Genomic DNA, 17,128 nt, shown 5'->3' on the forward strand with positions numbered 1-17,128 from the left:
GCCTCGTCGATCGGTGGGCCAACGATCTCATGGGGCCGCGAAGAGGCGTTCGCAAGGGGTTGACGTAGACGGGAGTGACGTCCACCGTCAGGAGAGTCACGAATGGGAGCGCTCCCATACCTCTGAGGAGGGTCATATGCACACCCCTGGTCGCTTATCCAGGAGAACGCTGGTCACCGCTGCCGCCGCGGGCGTCGTCGCCGCGCTCGCCCCGCCGTCGCAAGCGGCCGCCAGACGGGGCGGGTACCGCACGGCGGGCCGGGTCAAGGCCGGCGCCGACGGGTCCGCGCAGTACACGTGGCCCGGCGTCTACTTCGAAGGGCGGTTCCGAGGTACCGGTGTGGGCGTGGTCCTCGACGACGCCGACAACGACTACGACGTCCAGATCGACGGAACGACCGTCGCCACCCTGGTCACCCCGGGCCGGACGACGTCCTGGATCGACGGCCTCTCCGACACCGCCCACAGCGTGCGGCTGGTGAAACGCACCGAAAGCCCTTGGGCGGCAGGCCGGTTCGGCGGCTTCGTCGCCGCCGCGGGGGGCGCGGTCCTGCCCGCACCCGTGGCGCGGCGCAGACAGATCGAGTTCATCGGCGACTCGTACACCGCCGGCTACGGCAACGTCTCGGGCACGCGCGACTGCTCCGGCAACGGAGGGGTGAACCGGAACAGCAACGCCGACCTCGCCTTCGGCGCCCTGACAGCCCGAGGTCTCGACGCCGACTACCAGATCAACGCCTTCTCCGGCCGGGGCATGGTCCGCAACTACAACGGCGGCAGCCCCGAGTCCGACTTCCGCACCTACTACGACCGCGCCCTGCTGAACGTCGAGGGCGATGTCTGGCGAAATCCCGGCAGTTGGCGGCCGCAGGTCGTCGTGGTCGGTCTGGGCATCAACGACTTCTCCACGCCCCTCAATCCGGGCGAGCGCTGGGCCACGCAGGACGACCTGGTCGCCGCCTACGCGAGCGCGTATCACGGCTTCCTCGACACACTGCGCGGCCGGTACGGCGCCAGGACCTTCATCGTGGTCAGCACCACCCGTCTCCACAACACGACGGCGTTCACCGACACCGCGTCCCGTATCGTGCGGGAGCGCAACCGGCGGGGCGACGACCGGGTCGGCCACTGGTTCTACGACGACCCCGGCCTCGACCGCCTCGGCTGCGACTGGCACCCCTCACTCAACGACCACCGGATCATCTCCGGCCTGCTCGACGACCACCTCGCCACGCTTCCGCTGCGCTGGTAGCCGGCGAGGCCCGGCGTGCGACACCGGTCGGCCGGCAGCTCCCGTCGCGCACCACCGGCCGATCGGTGACCGGGCCGGGCACATCCGGTCGACGCTTTCCCTCCGCCTCCGCGTGGCTGCCGGGTCGGCTCACGGAATGGAGCGGATTGCGGCGATGTCGAACTGGAGGCGCACCTTCTCGCTCACCATGGCGCCGCCCTCGGCGAGTTTCGTGCTGTAGGTCAGGCCCCATTCGGAGCGGTTGATGGTGGTGGTGCCGTCGAAGCCGACCCGTTCGTAACCGAAGGGGTCCGTGACGTGCCCTATGTAGGTGAGCTCCAGCACGACGGGACGGGTGGTGTCCTTGATGGTGAGGTCGCCGGCCATGCGGTACACGTCGGTGCCCGAGAGCTGTACGGCGGTGCTGTTGAAACGCATACGCGGGTAGGTCCTGGCGTCCAGGAAGTCCCGCCCCACCAGGTGGGCGTCCCGCTGCTCCACACCCGTGTCGACGCTGGCGGTGGAGACGACGATCTCCGCCTGCGAGCGAGCGGGTTCGCGTCCGTCGAAGTACAGGCGGCTCTGGTACTCCTGGAAGGCTCCGCGCACCGTGGTCACCATGGCGTGCCGCACCGAGAAGCCGATCCGGCTGTGCGCGGGGTCGATCACCCATTCCCCGGTCAGAGACGCCAGCCCGGGGTCCGGGAGCACCGCGGAGGCGGTCGCCCCGGATCCGGCGGCGGACTTGGGGGCGGCAACGGACTCCGAGCGGCGGAACGAGTTACCGCGGCTGAACAAATTCATGATTCACCTAAGTACTCCACAAGGGGAGTTGTCGCAACCCCGCATCGAACTTGGGGGTTTTGCGCGGCCGTAGGGCACAGTCCGCGCACCTTCCCGGCATGGCCGGATAACCAAAACTCCACACGTTCGCCACCTGACTCCAAGGAAACAGAAGAATGGGCCGTCTGGAACTCGGCCCACTCTTCTACGACTTGTCGGGCCAAACCTCCCGAACAGCCCTAGTCGACTCCGACGAGGGTGCGGACCTCGAAGTCGTCGTAGTTCTCGGGCGCTTCGGGTCGGCTCAGTACCGAACCGAGCCAGCCGAGGAAGAAGCCGGCCGGGATGGAGACGAGACCGGGATTCTGGAGCGGGAACCAGGCGAAATCGGCGGACGGGTAGAACGAGGCGGGCGTGGAGGAGACGACGGGCGAGAAGACGACGAGCAGTACGGAGCACAGCAGTCCGCCGCAGAGGCTGAGCAGGGCGCCCTGCGCGGTGAAGCGCCGCCAGAACAGGGTGTAGACCAGGGTCGGCAGGATGGCGGAGGCGGCGATGGCGAAGGCGAGGAAGGCCAGCGTCGCGGTGTTGGTTCCCCAGGAGACCAGGGCGAGCAGGATGCCGAGAACACCGATGACGGCCGCCGCGAGGCGGGCGACGGCCAGTTCCTCCGTCTCCTTGGCCCGGCCCTTGCGGATCACCTCGCCGTAGAGGTCGTGGGCGAGGGAGGAGGCCGCGGCCAGGGTGAGCCCCGCCGCGACCGCGAGGAGCGTGACGAAGGCCAGGCAGGACAGGAGGGCGGTGAGGACTCCGCCGCCCAGGTCGTGTGCCAGCAGCAGGACGGCGGCGTCTCCCTTGCGGTCGGTCTGCGCGATGGTGTCCCGGCCGACGATGGCGGTGGCGCCCAGGCCGAGTACGCCCGCGGCCAGGCAGACGAGGCTGACCAGGCCCATGGCCCACACCACTGATGAGCGCAGCACACTGCCGGACTTCGGGGCGAGCAGCCGCATCATCACGTGCGGCAGCGCGGCGAGGCCCAGGACGATCGCCAACTGCAGGCTGAGGAAGTCGAGTTTGCTGGTCACGCTGGCGCCGTAGCGGAGCCCGGGCTCCAGGAACCGTGTTCCCGATCCGCTGTTGCCCGCGGCGGCGGCGAGCAGGTCGTCGACGTTCCAGTCGAAGCGGTGCAGCACCATCACCGCGGTCACGGTGACACCCGCGATCAGCATCACGGCCTTGACGATCTGGATGAAGGTGGCTCCGGGCATGCCTCCGATGGCGGCGTACACGATGACGATGGTGCCGATGACCACCACGCACAGGGTGCGGGTGGCCGCGCTGGGTTCGCCGGTGAACTGGGTCAACAGAGCTACGCTGCCCACGAGTTGGGCGACCAGGTAGAGGGTGGTGATGACCAGTGTGCACAGTGCGAGGGCCAGTCGCACCGGCCGCCGCATGCGGGTCAGGCGCAGCGTCAGGGTGTCGCCCAGGGTGAACCTGCCGGCGTTGCGCAGGGGTTCGGCGATCAGCAGCAGGACCATCATCCAGGCGACCGCGGTGCCGCACAGGTAGAGCAGTCCGTCGTAACCGGTCAGGGCGACCAGGCCCGTGCTGCCCAGCAGGGTCGCGGCCGACAGGTAGTCCCCGCACATCGCCAGCCCGTTGCGCAGCGGAGACATGGTGCGGTTGCCGAGGTAGAACTCGCTGATCTCGTCACGCTGCGGCGCCGTCAGCAGCGCGGTGAACAGGGTGACCACGACCACGGACAGGAAGAGCACGAGGGTCAGTTGGAGACTGAAGCGGTCCACGACCGCGGCGCCGGTCGTCACCACGGGCGGAACTCCGCCGCCCGGGGGGCCACGCGCGGTGCGGTGGCCGCTCGCTCCCGGGCCGCGGCCTCCTCCTGCTGGCGGACCAGGCCGCGCAGACCACGGGCGGCCGGAGTGATCCGGGTGCGCATGTGCACGAGGTAGCGCCACACGATCACGGCCATCAGCACGAACTGCCCGAGACCCAGAGCCAGTCCGACGGTCAGGTGTCCGCCCACCGTGCGGTTCATCAGGCCCGGCACGAAACTGGACAGCAGGACGTACAGCAGGAATCCGCCGACCGCGGCCGCCGTCGCCCTCGCTCCGAACCGACGGTGGGCGCGGCGGAGCGACCGGTATGCGGGGTCCTGGGAAACGGATCGTCGCTCCGCGGGCGCGGGAGGCGTTTCGAAGGAGGGCGGCGGCCCGCCGAGCCGGGTGGAGTGCCGTGACACTGTGCACCTTCTTTGCTGCTTGACGCCGCGCACCCGACCCTTTCGCGCGGTCGGCCATTCGGCTCGCGGGCATGGGGAGGCACACCGGAGCCATGCTCTGTGCGGGCTGTGTGGGGGGTTCGTGAATCCGAAATTCGCTTGATTCGAATTTCCGGGTTGTGGCGCAGTGGGGCCTTGTTCGGCGACCGGCGATACGTCGGTGGGTGACGACGGGGCCGGGAGTGGGGATTGTTGCAGCGCGCACATTGAACTATCAACCGGTGAGGTCATTCGAATTCCGGGGCTGACTCATTCGTGCGCTTGGAGCCGTCCTCGGCACGACACGGGCCTGCGAAAAGAACACCGCGCGGAACAGGTCTGCACCATCTCACCGGTCAGGTTGTCTCAAATGCAGTGCACAGCCGGGGCCACCGGGGTTACGGCCGGGCGAAGCAAGAACCCCACCCCGGGTGTCCCGGGATGGGGTTCATGAGCGGAGCGCCGGGCAGGCCTTGCACCTGCATTTCCCCGCAGGAAGCGGGGCGTCTTTCCTTGGACCACCAACGCACGCACGGGCACCGGCAGTTCGGCGCCGCGTTCTGGATCAAGCATACCCCAGACGGAACGTCAGCTGACACCGCTGTGCTGCCGCTCGACGCGGTACAGGTCCGTGGAGGTGCTGATCAGTTCCCGCTGCTCCTTCTGCGAACCGACCATCGGCTGCGAGCCGTTGAGGGGAACCTGGGCGCTCTCCGGCAGGAAGCGCACCGTCACCAGGCCGATGACGCCCGCCACCATCAGGTAGTACGCGGGCACCAGGTCGTCGCCGGTGACACTCACCAGCGCCTCGGTCAGCAGCGGGGTGGTGCCGCCGAAGACGGCGACGGCGATGTTGAAGCCGATGCCCATGGCCGCGTAGCGGACCGCGGTCGGGAACAGGGCGGGCAGGGTGGCGGCACTGGGAGCGGCGAAGCAGGCCAGCAGGGTGGAGAGGATGAGTACACCGCTGATCGGCGCCCAGGTTCCGTCCGCCTTGATGAGGAGGAAGGACGGGACCGCGAGGACGATCATCGCGGCGGCCGCGACGCCGTAGACGGGACGGCGGCCGACGCGGTCGCTGAAGCGGCCGATGAAGGTGATGAGCAGCACGATCCACACCATGCCGGTCAGCACCAGGATGTCGGCGAAGCCGCTTGAGCGGTCCAGCGTCTCCGTCTGATAGGTGGGCAGGAAGCCGGTGACCATGTAGTTGGGCACGTTGTAGAGCAGCACGAGGCCCATGCAGATCAGCAGCGGCCGCCAGTGGTCCCTGACGACGGTGCGCAGCTCGCCGCCCGACGACTCCTGGGCGAGGCTCTTCTCGTGTTCGTCCAACTGCTGCTGGAACGCCGGGGACTCCTCCAGCTTGAGCCGCATGTAGAGGCCGATGACGCCGAGCGGCCCGGCGATCAGGAAGGGCAGGCGCCAGCCCCAGGAGAGCATCTCGGCGTCGGTCAGCAGCACGTTCAGCAGGGTGACCAGGGCGGAGCCGAGGGCATAGCCGGTGAAGGTGCCGAAGTCGAGCCAGCTGGAGAGGAAGCCGCGCCGGCGGTCCGGGGAGTACTCGGCGACGAAGGTGGTGGCGCCGCCGTACTCGCCGCCGGTGGAGAAGCCCTGGACCATGCGGGCGAGCAGCAGGAGGACGGGGGCCGCGATGCCGATCGTGTCGTAACTGGGGATCAGGCCGATGGCGAAGGTTCCGGCCGCCATCATGATCATGGTGGTGGCGAGCACCTTCTGCCTGCCGAGCCGGTCCCCCAGGGGGCCGAAGACCAGGCCGCCGAGGGGCCTGACGACGAACGCGGCCGCGAAGGTGGCGAAGGAGGAGATCACCTGGGCGGCCGGTGAGGCGCCCGGGAAGAACACCTTTCCGAGGGTGGCGGCGAGGTAGCTGTAGACGCCGAAGTCGAACCACTCCATGCAGTTGCCGAGCGCGGAGGCACCGACCGCCCGGCGCAGCAGGGGGCGTTCGACGACCTGGACGTCCTCCTCGCGGAAGGCGCCCTTCTTCCGGCGGAGCCGCCGGGTGAGTTCCTCCCGGACCTGCCGTGGCAGGCCGGTGACGGACTTCGGAGTGCTTCCCCTGACAGGCGACTGGGACTGCCCCTCGGGCCTCGCCTCGGACACACTGCCGCCTTTCTCCCGACATCATCTGCGTCACGCCGATCCGGCGCACGTCACAGCTGCTGCCCGAGTTCGCACGCGTCACACGGGAAAAGCCCGTCCCGATGGCCGGCGACTTCATCGGGACGGGCATGAGACGCGGGACGGCGGTCGTGCCGAATCGCCGGAAGGTCAAGGAAAGCGCTCGCTAATACCAAGGAGTGACCAACATCCACTGATGACTTCCCCTCGCCGACCCATGGTTCGGTAACGCGGGCGTCCGGCTTCGGCGTCGGACATACGTTCCTGTCCGTGAACTCTGAAGACACCCCCCTCAGACCTGCGGGTCCCGTGCCGGCCACCTCCGCCCGTGCACGGTTCGCCGCCGCCCGACCCGCCCGCCGCGGCTTCCTGCGCGCCGGGCTGACCGGCGTCGCCGCCGTCGGCGCCGGCGTCACCCTGGCCGCGCCCCCGGCGTCCGCGGCCCCCGCCTCCCCCTCCGCTCCGGCCTCCGCGAGCCGCCGCCCCAGCACCCCCGGGGAAGCGCTCCGGGAGCTGGCCGCGGGTAACCTGCGCTGGCGCACCTTCCGGGAGAGGCACCCGGACGAGACACCCACCGTGCGGCAGACCCTGACGTCCGGTCAGCACCCCTTCGCCGTCATCCTCGGCTGTGTCGACTCCCGGGTACCGCCCGAGCTCGTCTTCGACCAGGGCCTGGGCGACCTGCTCACCGTCCGCTCCGCCGGTGAGGTCCTGGACGAGGCGGTACTCGGCAGCGTCGCCTACGGTGTCCTCGAACTGGGCATACCGCTGGTCGTGGTGCTCGGCCACCAGTCGTGCGGTGCCGTGCGCGCCGCCGTCGATGCGGACACCTCCGGTGGGAAGCTGCCCGCCCACATCCAGTACCTGGCCGACCAGATAGCGCCGAACATCGACCGCACGAAGGACGGCGACTCCCGCGTCGACTCGACCATCGACGCCAACGTCCGGGCCGTCCGCGCACGGCTCGCGGCCGAGCCGGACCTCGCCGCGAAGGTGACCGCCGGTCAGCTCTCCGTGGTCGGCGCCCGCTACGAGCTGTCCAACCAGCTCGTCCACCGCCTCGCCTGACCACCTCACGGCGCGCGGACCGTACGGTCCGCGCGCCGTCGACACCCGGAGGCGGCCTCCGGGCACGAAAACCCGTTGCGGCCGGCTTCGCTCCCCCGGACCCTGATCGCATGTCCTCTCTGCTGCGCCCCGCCTCGCTCGCCGACGCACCGGTCATCACGGAACTGCTCAACGCCGTCGACGTGATCGAGATCGGCCGGGGCGAGACCGATCTGCACTCCGTCGAGGCGGATCTCAAGCATCCCGAGGCCGATCTCGAACGCGACTCCTGGCTGGCCTTCGACGGGGACCGGCTGGTGGCGTACGGGCTCCTGTGGGACGAGTCCGAGGGCGAGCGCATCGACGTGGACCACTACGTGCTGCCCGAGCACCAGCCGGCCGGGCAGCGGATCCTGGACGCGATCGAGGCCCGCGCCCTGGAGAAGGCACGGGAGAACGGTGCCGAGCGGGCCGTGGTGCATCTGCACCTGAACGTCGCGCCCACCCTGGACACGGCGCTGATCCAGGCACGGGGCTGGAGCGTCGTACGGCGCTATCACGTGCTGCGGCGGCCCCTGGATCCCGCCGAGGACCTGCCGCCCGCGGTGCCCGCCGGCGTGCGGGTGCGGTCCTGCGAGGCCGAGGCGGACCGGGTGCGCGTGCACGAGCTGTACCAGGCCGGGTTCGCCGAACACTTCGACTTCCAGCCGCGCGCGTACGGCCCGTGGCTGCACGACGTCGACGCCGAGCGGCTCGACTGGTCGCTGGTGTGGATCGTGAGCACCGACGACCTCGGGGACGTGGGGTTCCTGCTCGCCCGCGACGACCGCGACGCCATGGGGTGGATCCGCAGCATCGGCGTGTTGCGACAGGCCCGGGGGCGGGGGCTGGGCGGGTTCCTGCTGCGACACGCGTTCGCCGCGTTCGCGGCACGGGGGCGGGATGCCGTGGGGCTGGGAGTGGACACCGCCAACGGCACGGGGGCGCCCGAGTTGTACGCGCGCAACGGGCTGGGCGTCCACTACGCCGTCGACACCTGGGAGACCGTCCTCGGCTGAGAGGGCGTGGCGAGCCGTCTCGGCGCCGGCCGCCCCGGGATCGTCCGCTCCCCGAACCACAGCAAGCGGCGGCTGCGTCCGGCCAGGGCATCGGTGGGGGCGTCCGCCGATGCCCTCCGGCGGGACGGAGGGGCGGCGGGTGCGGGGTGCCGCGGATGCCCGCGCCGTTCGCCCGAGTGAGCCTCTGGAGTGGTGGGATCCCGGGGGCTGACTGACGGTGGATCACGTCAAGGTCGGGTCACATCAGCTGACGACGTGGCAGCTGCCCCGACCGGGACGGAAGGAATGCAGATGCGCTCTACACGCATGCTCCTGGCCGCGGCGGGAGCCGCTGCCGTCGTCGGGCTGGCCGCGCCCGGGGCCTACTCGGCCGAGGACGACTGGGACCACGGGAAGTCCTCATCCGGTCATGAAAGCTCTTCCTACACCAAGGACCGCGACAAGGGCGGCAGCCACGACTCGCCGCGTGGTGGCATGCACACCGGTGGCGGCGCGCTGACCGTCGCGGACGACGAGGGGTGGGCCACTGCGCGCGAGCCCAAGTACGACCCGGAGACCTACAAGGACTCCTCCGGCGGCGGTTACTCCAAGGGTGGCCACGACAAGGGTGGCAAGGGCGGCCACGACAAGCCCCGCGGCGGCATGCACACCGGAGGCGGCGCACTCGCCTCGCCGGGTGTGACCGCGGGCGGGCTGGCCGCTCTGGGCGTCCTCGGCACCGGTCTGTACGCGGCGCGCCGCAACAGGTCCGCCGGCAGCCCGGCCTGACCCCTGACCGACGCGACAGCCGCTCCGTGGCCGCCACTCGTGTGCCGGATGACGGCCCGGTCGGCTTTCCCGCCTTCCGACTTTCCCGCTCTCCGGCTCTCCGTGTGACGCACGCCACCGAACGCTTGTCACGTCGGGACTAACCCGCGGGGCGTCGCACTCACCTCAGGCAAACGCACCGCCGATCCGGCCGGTCCTCCCGCTGGTCGCTGCCATATTCGAAGGCGACTTCGGAGGTGGTTGTGACGACAGAGGTGACGACACCCGAGGCGGCCGAACGGCCGCGCTCACCCGGCCGCACGGCCGACCGCGCCCCTGACCGAGCAGCTGACCGAGCAGCTGACCGCACCGTCGACCGCGTCGCCGAGCTGGAACGGCGCCGGGCGACGGCGGTGGCGCCGGGCGGGCCGAGAAGACGCGGCGAGTTCGGGGCGAGGGAGCGCATCGAGCGCCTGCTGGACGCGGGCTCCTTCACCGAGACCGGGCAGTTCGTCCGGGCCCGCCGCACCGAGGGCGCGGGACACCGGCCCTACGGCGACGGTGTCGTCACCGGGCACGGCACGGTCGACGGCCGTCCGGTGTGCGTGTTCGCGCAGGACTCCACCGTCTTCGGCGGCAGCATGGGCGAGGCCTTCGGCGAGAAGACCGTCGCCCTGATGGACCTCGCCCTGAAGACCGGTTGCCCGGTCGTCGGGCTCAACGACTCCGGTGGCGCCCGCATCCAGGAGGGCGTCGCCTCGCTCGCCCTCTACGCCGAGCTGGTGCGCCGCAACGTGCAGGCGTCCGGGGTGATCCCCCAGATCTCCGTCGTCCTGGGACCGTGCGCCGGAGGGGCCGCCTACTCGCCGGCCATCACCGACTTCACCGTGATGGTGGACGGCGCCTCCCACATGTTCGTCACCGGGCCCGACGTCATCGAGGCCGTGACCGGCGAGCGCACCACCGCCGAGGACCTCGGCGGCGCGCGGGCCAGCAACACCGTCAACGGCAACGCGCATTTCCTCGCCGCCGACGAGGGCGACGCCCTGGACGTCGTACGCGACCTGCTGTCGTACCTGCCCGCCAACAACCTCGAGCGGCCCCCCGAGTACGCCCCGGGGGCCGCGCCCGCCGGGGACCGGCTCGACGAGGTGGTCCCGGACCGCCTCGGGCAGGCCTACGACATGCGGGACATCCTGCGGGAGGTCGTGGACGACGGTGAACTCCTGGACGTGCAGGAGCTGTTCGCGCCGAACATCATCTGCGCGCTGGCCCGGGTCGAGGGCCGCTCGGTGGGGATCGTCGCCAACCAGCCGATGCACGCGGCCGGGGTGCTCGACATCGACGCCTCCGAGAAGGCCGCACGGTTCGTACGGTTCTGCGACGCGTTCGGCGTCCCGCTGCTGACGTTCGCCGACGTGCCGGGCTATCTGTCCGGTGTGCGCCAGGAGCAGGCAGGCATCATCCGGCGCGGCGCCAAGCTGTTGTACGCCTATGCCGAGGCGACCGTCCCCAAGGTCACCGTGGTGGTGCGCAAGGCGTACGGGGGCGGGTACGCCGTGATGGGCTCCAAGCACCTGGGCGCCGACGTCAACCTCGCCTGGCCCACCGCCCGGATCGCCGTCATGGGCGCCGAGGGGGCGGTGGGGGTGCTGCACCGGCGGGAACTCGCCGCCTCGGACGACCCCGAGGCGCTGCGGGCCCGGCTCGTCGCCGCGTACGAGAGCACGCACGGCACGCCGTACGCCGCCGCCGAACGCGGATACGTCGACGCGGTCATCGCCCCGCGCGAGACCCGCGTCCAGGTCTGCCGTGCCCTGCGGGCGCTCCGCGGCAAGCGGGCGCCGATGCCACAGCGGCGGCACGGCAACATCCCGCTCTGAACGGGCCGGGCGCGTCCGGCCGACGAACACCCGACTCGTCCCGCGCGACCGACCGCCGACCCACCCGACCTGTGCCGTCCCGGCGGTCTGAGCGGACGGCCGGGGCAGAACCCGCCCGAGCCCGCGACGCCTCCGCCCCGCAAAGCCGAACTCCGCGACGTGAGGAGCCACCCCTGATGGACCGCCGCCCCCCGCTCGCGCCCGCGTGCCGGACCCTGCCGGAGTACCTGCGGCACTGGGCCCAAGTCGCCCCCGACCGACGGGCGTTCACCTTCGTCGATCACCCCGCCCCGCACTCCAGGGGCGTCCACCGGACCCTCACCTGGCGACGTCTGGACCTGCGGGTCAGGGCACTGGCCGCCCGGCTCTCCGAGGAGACCACGCCGGGGTCACGGGTCGCGCTGCTGTGCCCGCAGGGCATCGAGTACGTCACCGGATTCCTAGCCGCGCTCACGGCCGGAATGGTCGCCGTGCCGCTCTACCCGCCGGGACTGCCGGGGCATGCCGACCGGCTCGCGGGTGTCCTGACCGACGCCTCCCCCACTGTCGTCGTGACGACCGGTCGCGAACTGGACAGCGTACGGGAGTTCTGTGCGGGCCGGTCCGTGCGCCTGGTCTGCGCCGACGAGGTACCCGACGCCGCCGCCGAGCTGTGGCGGCCGGTCGCCGTCGACCCCGGGGCGGTCGCCTATCTGCAGTACACCTCCGGGTCCACCCGGGCGCCGGCCGGCGTGGAGATCACGCACGGCAACGTCGTCGCCAACGCCTGGCAGGCGTTGTCCGCCTACGGCGCCGACACGCATCCGGTGACCTGCGTGGGTTGGCTGCCGCTCTACCACGACATGGGGCTGGTGCTGAGCGTGGCCGCCCCCGTCGCGCGGGGGCTGCTGTCGGTGCTCATGGACCCGACGGCGTTCCTGCACCAGCCGGTCCGCTGGCTGCGGCTGCTCGCCGCGCACCCGCGGGCGCTCACCGCCGCGCCCAACTTCGCCTACGACTACTGCGCCTCCGCCGTCACGGCCGAGCAGAAGGCGCAGCTGCGGCTGGACGACGTCGCCGCTCTGATCAACGGCAGCGAGCCGGTACGCCCCGGCACCGTCGACCGGTTCCACGCCGCCTTCGCGGACCAGGGCCTGAAGGCGGAGAGCCACTGCCCCTCGTACGGACTCGCCGAGGCGACGGTCTTCGTCAGTGCCGCCCGGCCCGGCGAGCCGTTGCGGCGGTTCGCCCTGGACCGGGACGCCCTGGCCGCCGGGAAGGCGCTGCCCGCGCGGCCCGACGACCCCCGGGCCGTGCTGCTGGCCGGCTGCGGCACGCCGGCGGGCCAGCACGTGCGGATCGCCGACCCCGTCACGGGTGTCGTCCTGTCCGAAGGGGAGGTCGGTGAGATCCGCGTGCAGGGGCCCAACGTGGGCCGCGGATACCGGAACCGGGAGGCGGAGACCCGGGACGTCTTCGGTGATCCGGCGGACGGCACGGGCGGCTGGCTGCGCACCGGTGACCTCGGGACCGTGCTGGAGGGACAGCTGGTGGTCACCGGCCGGCTGAAGGACCTCATCGTCGTCGACGGCCGCAACCACTACCCGCAGGACGTGGAGGCCACGGCCCAGGACGCGCATCCGGCGGTGCGCCGCGACCGGCTCGCCGCGTTCGCGGTTCCCGGTACGTCGGTCGAACGGGTCGTGGTGGTGGCCGAGCACGCGCGCGGCACCAGCCTCGGCGAGATCGACGTACCGGAGCTGGTGCGGACGGTGCGGACGGCCGTCTCCGTGCGGCACGGGCTGCGGGTGGCCGACGTCGTGGTCGTGGCACCGGGGACCGTGCCCCGCACGTCCAGCGGCAAGGTGTCGCGTGCCCTCACCCGGGCCCGCTACCTGGAGGGCGCCTACGCACCCCCCGTCACGTCGTCGAGGGCCGCGGGATGACGGCCGTCGGCGAGGCGGCGCTGCGGCGGCTGATCACCGAGCGGGTGGCCGCCTGGAACGACATGGCGCCCCAGGACGTCCCGATGGACCGGCCGCTCGCGGACCTCGGCATGTCCTCACGGGACGCGGTCGCGCTGGCCGGGGAGCTCTCGTACGCCCTGGGCCGCGAACTGCCCGCCACGCTGGTGTGGGAGACGCCGACCGGCGACGCGCTGGTGGCCCGGCTGTGCGGCGACACGGAGGAGGTCGCCTCCCTCCCCGTGCCCGTGGTGACGTCGCACAGTGAGCCGGTCGCCGTCATCGGGGTCGGCTGCCGGCTGCCCGGCGGGGTGCACGGGCCGGACGGGTACTGGCGGCTGCTGAGCGAGGGCGTCGACGCGATCCGGCGGGTTCCGGAGGACCGGTGGCGTGACTTCACGGCGTTCCCGCCCGCCGACGCGCCCCCGTACGGCGGCTACCTCGACGACATCGCCGGGTTCGACGCCGACTTCTTCCACGTCACCCCGCGGGAGGCGGCGGTGATGGACCCGCAGCAGCGGATCCTCCTGGAGGTCGTCCACGAGGCGCTGGACCACGCCGCCGTCCCCGCCGCGTCCCTGGCGGGCACCGCCACCGGTGTCTTCGTCGGCATCTCCGTGCCGGAGTACGGGCAGCTCACCGGGGCCGACCCGGCCGCCGTCGATCCATGGGCGCCTGCCGGTGCGGCACTGAGTGTCGCGGCGGGGAGGTTGTCGTACGTCCTGGACACCCACGGGCCGAGTGTGGCCGTGGACACGGCCTGTTCGTCCTCGCTGGTGGCCGTGCACCAGGCCTGCGTCAGCCTGCGGACGGGCGAGAGCGACACGGCGATCGCCGCCGGGGTCAACCTGCTCCTGTCCCCCACCGTCGGTGTCGCGTTCGGACGGGCGGGGGCGCTGGCGCCGGACGGGCGGTGCAAGCCGTTCTCGGCGGCGGCCGACGGCATCGGCCGCGGCGAGGGCTGCGCGGCGGTGCTGCTGAAGCGGCTGTCGGACGCCGAGCGGGACGGCGACCGGGTGCTGGCGGTCATCCGGGCCACCGCCGTCAACTCGGACGGCCGCTCGGGCGGTCTGATGGCACCCAACCCCGCCGCCCAGCAGGCCGTGCTGAAAAGCGCGTACGCCCGGGCGGGGCTCGACCCCGCGGACGTCGACTACGTCGAGGCGCACGGCACCGGCACCCCGCTCGGCGACCCGATCGAGGCGGGCGCGCTCGATGCCGTGCTCGGTGCGGGACGCGACCCCGACCAGCCGCTACTGCTGGGCTCGGTCAAGGGCAACCTCGGCCACCTGGAGTCCGCGGCCGGCATCGCCGGTCTGGTCAAGACGGTCCTCGCCCTGCACCACGACCGCATACCGTCCTCCCTGCACTGCGCGGACGGCGGTTCCCTGGGCGAGGCACGCCTGCGGGTGGTGACCGAGCCCGAGCCGTGGCCGCGCTACGGCGGCACGGCCACCGCCGGAGTCTCCGGCTTCGGGTTCGGCGGCACCAACGCCCATGCCGTACTGGAGGAATGGCAGCCCGCGACGCTGCCGCCGGGCGCGGGCGAGGAGCCCGCCGCCCGCCTCTACCCGCTCTCCGACACCGACTCCGAACGCCTCCGTGACACCGCGGGACGGCTCGCCGACTGGCTGCGCACCGGCGAGGGCGGCACCGCGCGCCTCGCGGACGTGGCGCGCACACTCGCCGGTCGCACCCGTCGCGGGCCGGTACGCGCCGCCGTCGCGGCCGGTGACCGGTCCGAACTCGCCGACGCCCTGGGCGCGTTGGCGACGGGCCGCCCCGATGCGCGGGTCGTGACGGGCGAGGGCGGTGCCGTCCGGCGCGGGCCGGTGTGGGTGTTCTCCGGGTACGGCAGCCAGTGGGCCGGCATGGGCCGGCGGCTGCTCGCGGAGGAGCCGGCGTTCGCGGCCGCCGTCGAGAAGCTCGATCCCCAGTTGGCGGCGGAGTGCGGTCTGTCCCTGTACGAGCAACTGGCGTCCGGTGAGGGCTTGGACCTTCTGGAGGTCGCCCAGCCCGTCCTGTTCGGGCTCCAGGTGGCGCTGGCCGAGCTGTGGCGTTCCCACGGTGTCGAACCCGCCGCGGTGATCGGGCACTCCATGGGTGAGGTGGCCGCCGCCGTGTGCGCGGGCGCCCTGGACGTTCCGGACGCCGCCCGCGTGATCGCCGTACGGGCCCGGCTGCTGAGCCGGCTGAACGGCGGGGCGATGGCGGTCGTCGACCTGGACGACGGTGAACTGGACGCGTTGCGCGGCGAGTTGCCGGGCGTGCACGTCGCCGTGCACTCCTCGCCGCGGCAGAAGGTGGTGACCGGCGACGAGACGGAGGTGGCGCGGCTCGTGCGCCGGCTCGAGGAACAGGGCCGGGCCGCGCGGGCCATGCGGGTGGTCGGCGCCGGACACTCGCCGCAGGTGGACGCGCTGTTGCCGGAGCTCACCGAGGCGTTGACCGGGCTCGCGCCACGGCCGCCCCGGGTGCCGGTGTACTCCACGGTGCTGGACGACCCCCGCGGGGACCGCGCGTTCGACGCCGCGCACTGGGCGGCCAACCTGCGGCGGCCCGTCCGGCTGGACCGGGCACTCGCGGCGGCCGCCGCCGACGGTCACACCACCTTCGTGGAGATCTCACCGCATCCGGTCCTGACGCGGGCCGTCGTCGACACCGTGCCCGACGCCCGCACCGTCCCCACCCTGCGCCGGGACGCCGACGGTTCGGCCGGGTTCGTACGGCAGCTCGGCGCCCTGTACGCGGCCGGGCTGCCCCTGCCACCGCCGCCGGGCCGTGTCGTCGACGTCCCCACGCCACGCTGGCGGCACACACGGCACTGGTGGACGGACGGCGTGCGGGGCGACAGGTCCGTGCCGAGGGACGCGGCGGCCGTCGGTGCTCCCCCGGCGGACGTTCCCGTGCCCGCCGCTGAGGACGGTCCCCTCTCCGCGCTCGACCGGCTCCGCCGGCAGATCGCCGCCGTCACCGGGCACCCCGCGGCCCGGATCACACCGCACGCGGCCTGGGCGGACCTCGGGCTGGACTCCCTGATGGCCGTGCGCATCCGTACGGCCGTGGAGCGCGAGTTCGGGATCGAGCTGCCACTGCGTGACCTGCTCGGTACCGCCACCGTCGGGGAGGCGGCCGAGCGGATCCGGCAGGCGGTGGACGGGGCATCCCCCTTGCGGCTCCTGCGCGACGCCGGTTCCGGGCCCCCGCTCTTCCTCGTGCATGCCGCCGGCGGGTCCGGCGACGTCTACCGGACCCTGGCCGAACGGCTGGGCGACGACCGGCCGGTGTACGGGCTGGAGCGGGTGGAGGAAGCGCGAACGGTCACGGAGAAGGCACGCCGGTACGCGCAGGCCGTCGCCGCCGCCCATCCCGACGGACCGTGTCTGCTGGGCGGCTGGTCCTTCGGCGGGTTCGTCGCGCAGGAGACCGCGCGGCAGTTGACCGCTGCCGGGCGGGTCGTGGAGCTGGTGGTGCTCATCGACTCCGTACGGCCCCTCCCCCGGCCCGGTCACACCGACGCCGAGCGGATCCGCGCCCACCTCACGGGCTTCGCCCAGCACGTCGCCGACACCTACGGTGCCCGGCTGGAGCTGCCCTACGACGAGCTCGTGGCGACGGACGACGACGGCGACCGGATCGACGCCGTGCTGCGGGCGGTGCGCGAGGCCGTCGACGTGCCGGCGGCGGCGCTGGAGCATCAGCGGGCCTCCTACCTGGACCTGCGGGCCGGCGAGGCCCACCGCCCGGGCACCCACGACGGGCGGGTGGTCCTGTACCGGGCGACCGAGCCCGCGCCGCACACCGTGCGCGACCCGGCGTACGAGCGGGACGACGAGGCGCTGGGCTGGGACGAGGTGTGCCCGCGCCTGGAGGTCGTGCCGGTGCGCGGACACCATCTGTCGCTGCTCGATCCGCCGCACGTCGACGAGATCGCCGCCCATCTGCGGCGGCTGCTCGGCGGGCCGGCGCACGCCGCCGAAGCGGCCGAGCGGACCCACTGAACCGAGACC

At 72.4% G+C, this 17,128-nt stretch carries 11 protein-coding genes; 7 read left to right on the forward strand and 4 right to left on the reverse strand.

What is annotated here, in order from left to right; translation table 11 throughout:
- The first annotated feature begins 136 nt into the window (after window positions 1-136).
- Window positions 137-1,252, forward strand: coding sequence for an SGNH/GDSL hydrolase family protein (locus AQJ84_RS32195; protein ID WP_030037589.1), 1,116 nt, complete (start codon window positions 137-139; stop codon window positions 1,250-1,252).
- A 129-nt stretch (window positions 1,253-1,381) separates the two neighbouring features.
- Here the strand turns inward: AQJ84_RS32195 and AQJ84_RS32200 are convergent, their stop codons facing one another.
- The 4 genes from AQJ84_RS32200 to AQJ84_RS32215 all read right to left on the reverse strand — a co-directional run bounded on the left by AQJ84_RS32200 (window position 1,382) and on the right by AQJ84_RS32215 (window position 6,422).
- Window positions 1,382-2,035 (reverse strand): YceI family protein, encoded by a 654-nt coding sequence (locus tag AQJ84_RS32200; RefSeq protein ID WP_030037590.1) that lies wholly within the window; start codon window positions 2,033-2,035, stop codon window positions 1,382-1,384.
- A gap of 218 nt (window positions 2,036-2,253) precedes the next feature.
- Window positions 2,254-3,846, reverse strand: a complete 1,593-nt coding sequence (locus AQJ84_RS32205; RefSeq protein WP_030037591.1) for a solute symporter family protein — start codon at window positions 3,844-3,846, stop codon at window positions 2,254-2,256.
- Window positions 3,840-4,277 carry a DUF485 domain-containing protein gene (locus AQJ84_RS44470; RefSeq protein ID WP_030037592.1) on the reverse strand — a complete coding sequence of 146 codons (438 nt, stop codon included), beginning with the start codon at window positions 4,275-4,277 and terminating at the stop codon, window positions 3,840-3,842. The genes AQJ84_RS32205 and AQJ84_RS44470 overlap by 7 nt, the downstream gene beginning before the upstream one ends.
- Before the next feature lie 606 nt (window positions 4,278-4,883).
- Window positions 4,884-6,422 carry an MFS transporter gene (locus AQJ84_RS32215; RefSeq protein ID WP_053190372.1) on the reverse strand — a complete coding sequence of 513 codons (1,539 nt, stop codon included), beginning with the start codon at window positions 6,420-6,422 and terminating at the stop codon, window positions 4,884-4,886.
- A gap of 327 nt (window positions 6,423-6,749) precedes the next feature.
- On the opposite strand from AQJ84_RS32215, the gene AQJ84_RS32220 reads away from it, so the two are divergent.
- From AQJ84_RS32220 to AQJ84_RS32245, 6 genes are all read left to right on the forward strand, one after another.
- Window positions 6,750-7,508 (forward strand): carbonic anhydrase, encoded by a 759-nt coding sequence (locus tag AQJ84_RS32220; RefSeq protein WP_053190373.1) that lies wholly within the window; start codon window positions 6,750-6,752, stop codon window positions 7,506-7,508.
- A gap of 110 nt (window positions 7,509-7,618) precedes the next feature.
- A complete protein-coding gene (locus AQJ84_RS32225) occupies window positions 7,619-8,545 on the forward strand; it encodes a GNAT family N-acetyltransferase (protein WP_030037596.1) in 927 nt (308 codons plus the stop codon).
- A gap of 291 nt (window positions 8,546-8,836) precedes the next feature.
- The gene (locus AQJ84_RS32230) at window positions 8,837-9,313 is read left to right on the forward strand and encodes a hypothetical protein (RefSeq protein WP_053190406.1); all 477 of its coding nucleotides are present in this window, start codon (window positions 8,837-8,839) and stop codon (window positions 9,311-9,313) included.
- Between the two features lie 368 nt (window positions 9,314-9,681).
- The gene (locus AQJ84_RS32235) at window positions 9,682-11,175 is read left to right on the forward strand and encodes an acyl-CoA carboxylase subunit beta (protein WP_051870322.1); all 1,494 of its coding nucleotides are present in this window, start codon (window positions 9,682-9,684) and stop codon (window positions 11,173-11,175) included.
- Between the two features lie 176 nt (window positions 11,176-11,351).
- Window positions 11,352-13,100 carry a fatty acyl-AMP ligase gene (locus tag AQJ84_RS32240; RefSeq protein WP_053190374.1) on the forward strand — a complete coding sequence of 583 codons (1,749 nt, stop codon included), beginning with the start codon at window positions 11,352-11,354 and terminating at the stop codon, window positions 13,098-13,100.
- Entirely contained in the window at window positions 13,097-17,119 is a 4,023-nt protein-coding gene (locus AQJ84_RS32245) for a type I polyketide synthase (RefSeq protein WP_053190375.1), read from the forward strand. Before AQJ84_RS32240 ends, AQJ84_RS32245 begins: the two co-directional genes overlap by 4 nt.
- Window positions 17,120-17,128 lie beyond the last annotated feature (9 nt).

The sequence above is a fragment of the Streptomyces resistomycificus genome, assembly GCF_001514265.1.
Lineage (GTDB): Bacteria > Actinomycetota > Actinomycetes > Streptomycetales > Streptomycetaceae > Streptomyces > Streptomyces resistomycificus.

Coding starts and splice junctions, on each gene's coding strand:
- AQJ84_RS32195 (WP_030037589.1), top strand. CDS start 137: ATGCACACCCCTGGTCGCTTATCCAGGAGAACGCTGGTCACCGCTGCC.
- AQJ84_RS32230 (WP_053190406.1), top strand. CDS start 8,837: ATGCGCTCTACACGCATGCTCCTGGCCGCGGCGGGAGCCGCTGCCGTC.
- AQJ84_RS32245 (WP_053190375.1), top strand. CDS start 13,097: ATGACGGCCGTCGGCGAGGCGGCGCTGCGGCGGCTGATCACCGAGCGG.
- AQJ84_RS32225 (WP_030037596.1), top strand. CDS start 7,619: ATGTCCTCTCTGCTGCGCCCCGCCTCGCTCGCCGACGCACCGGTCATC.
- AQJ84_RS32240 (WP_053190374.1), top strand. CDS start 11,352: ATGGACCGCCGCCCCCCGCTCGCGCCCGCGTGCCGGACCCTGCCGGAG.
- AQJ84_RS32200 (WP_030037590.1), bottom strand. CDS start 2,035: ATGAATTTGTTCAGCCGCGGTAACTCGTTCCGCCGCTCGGAGTCCGTT.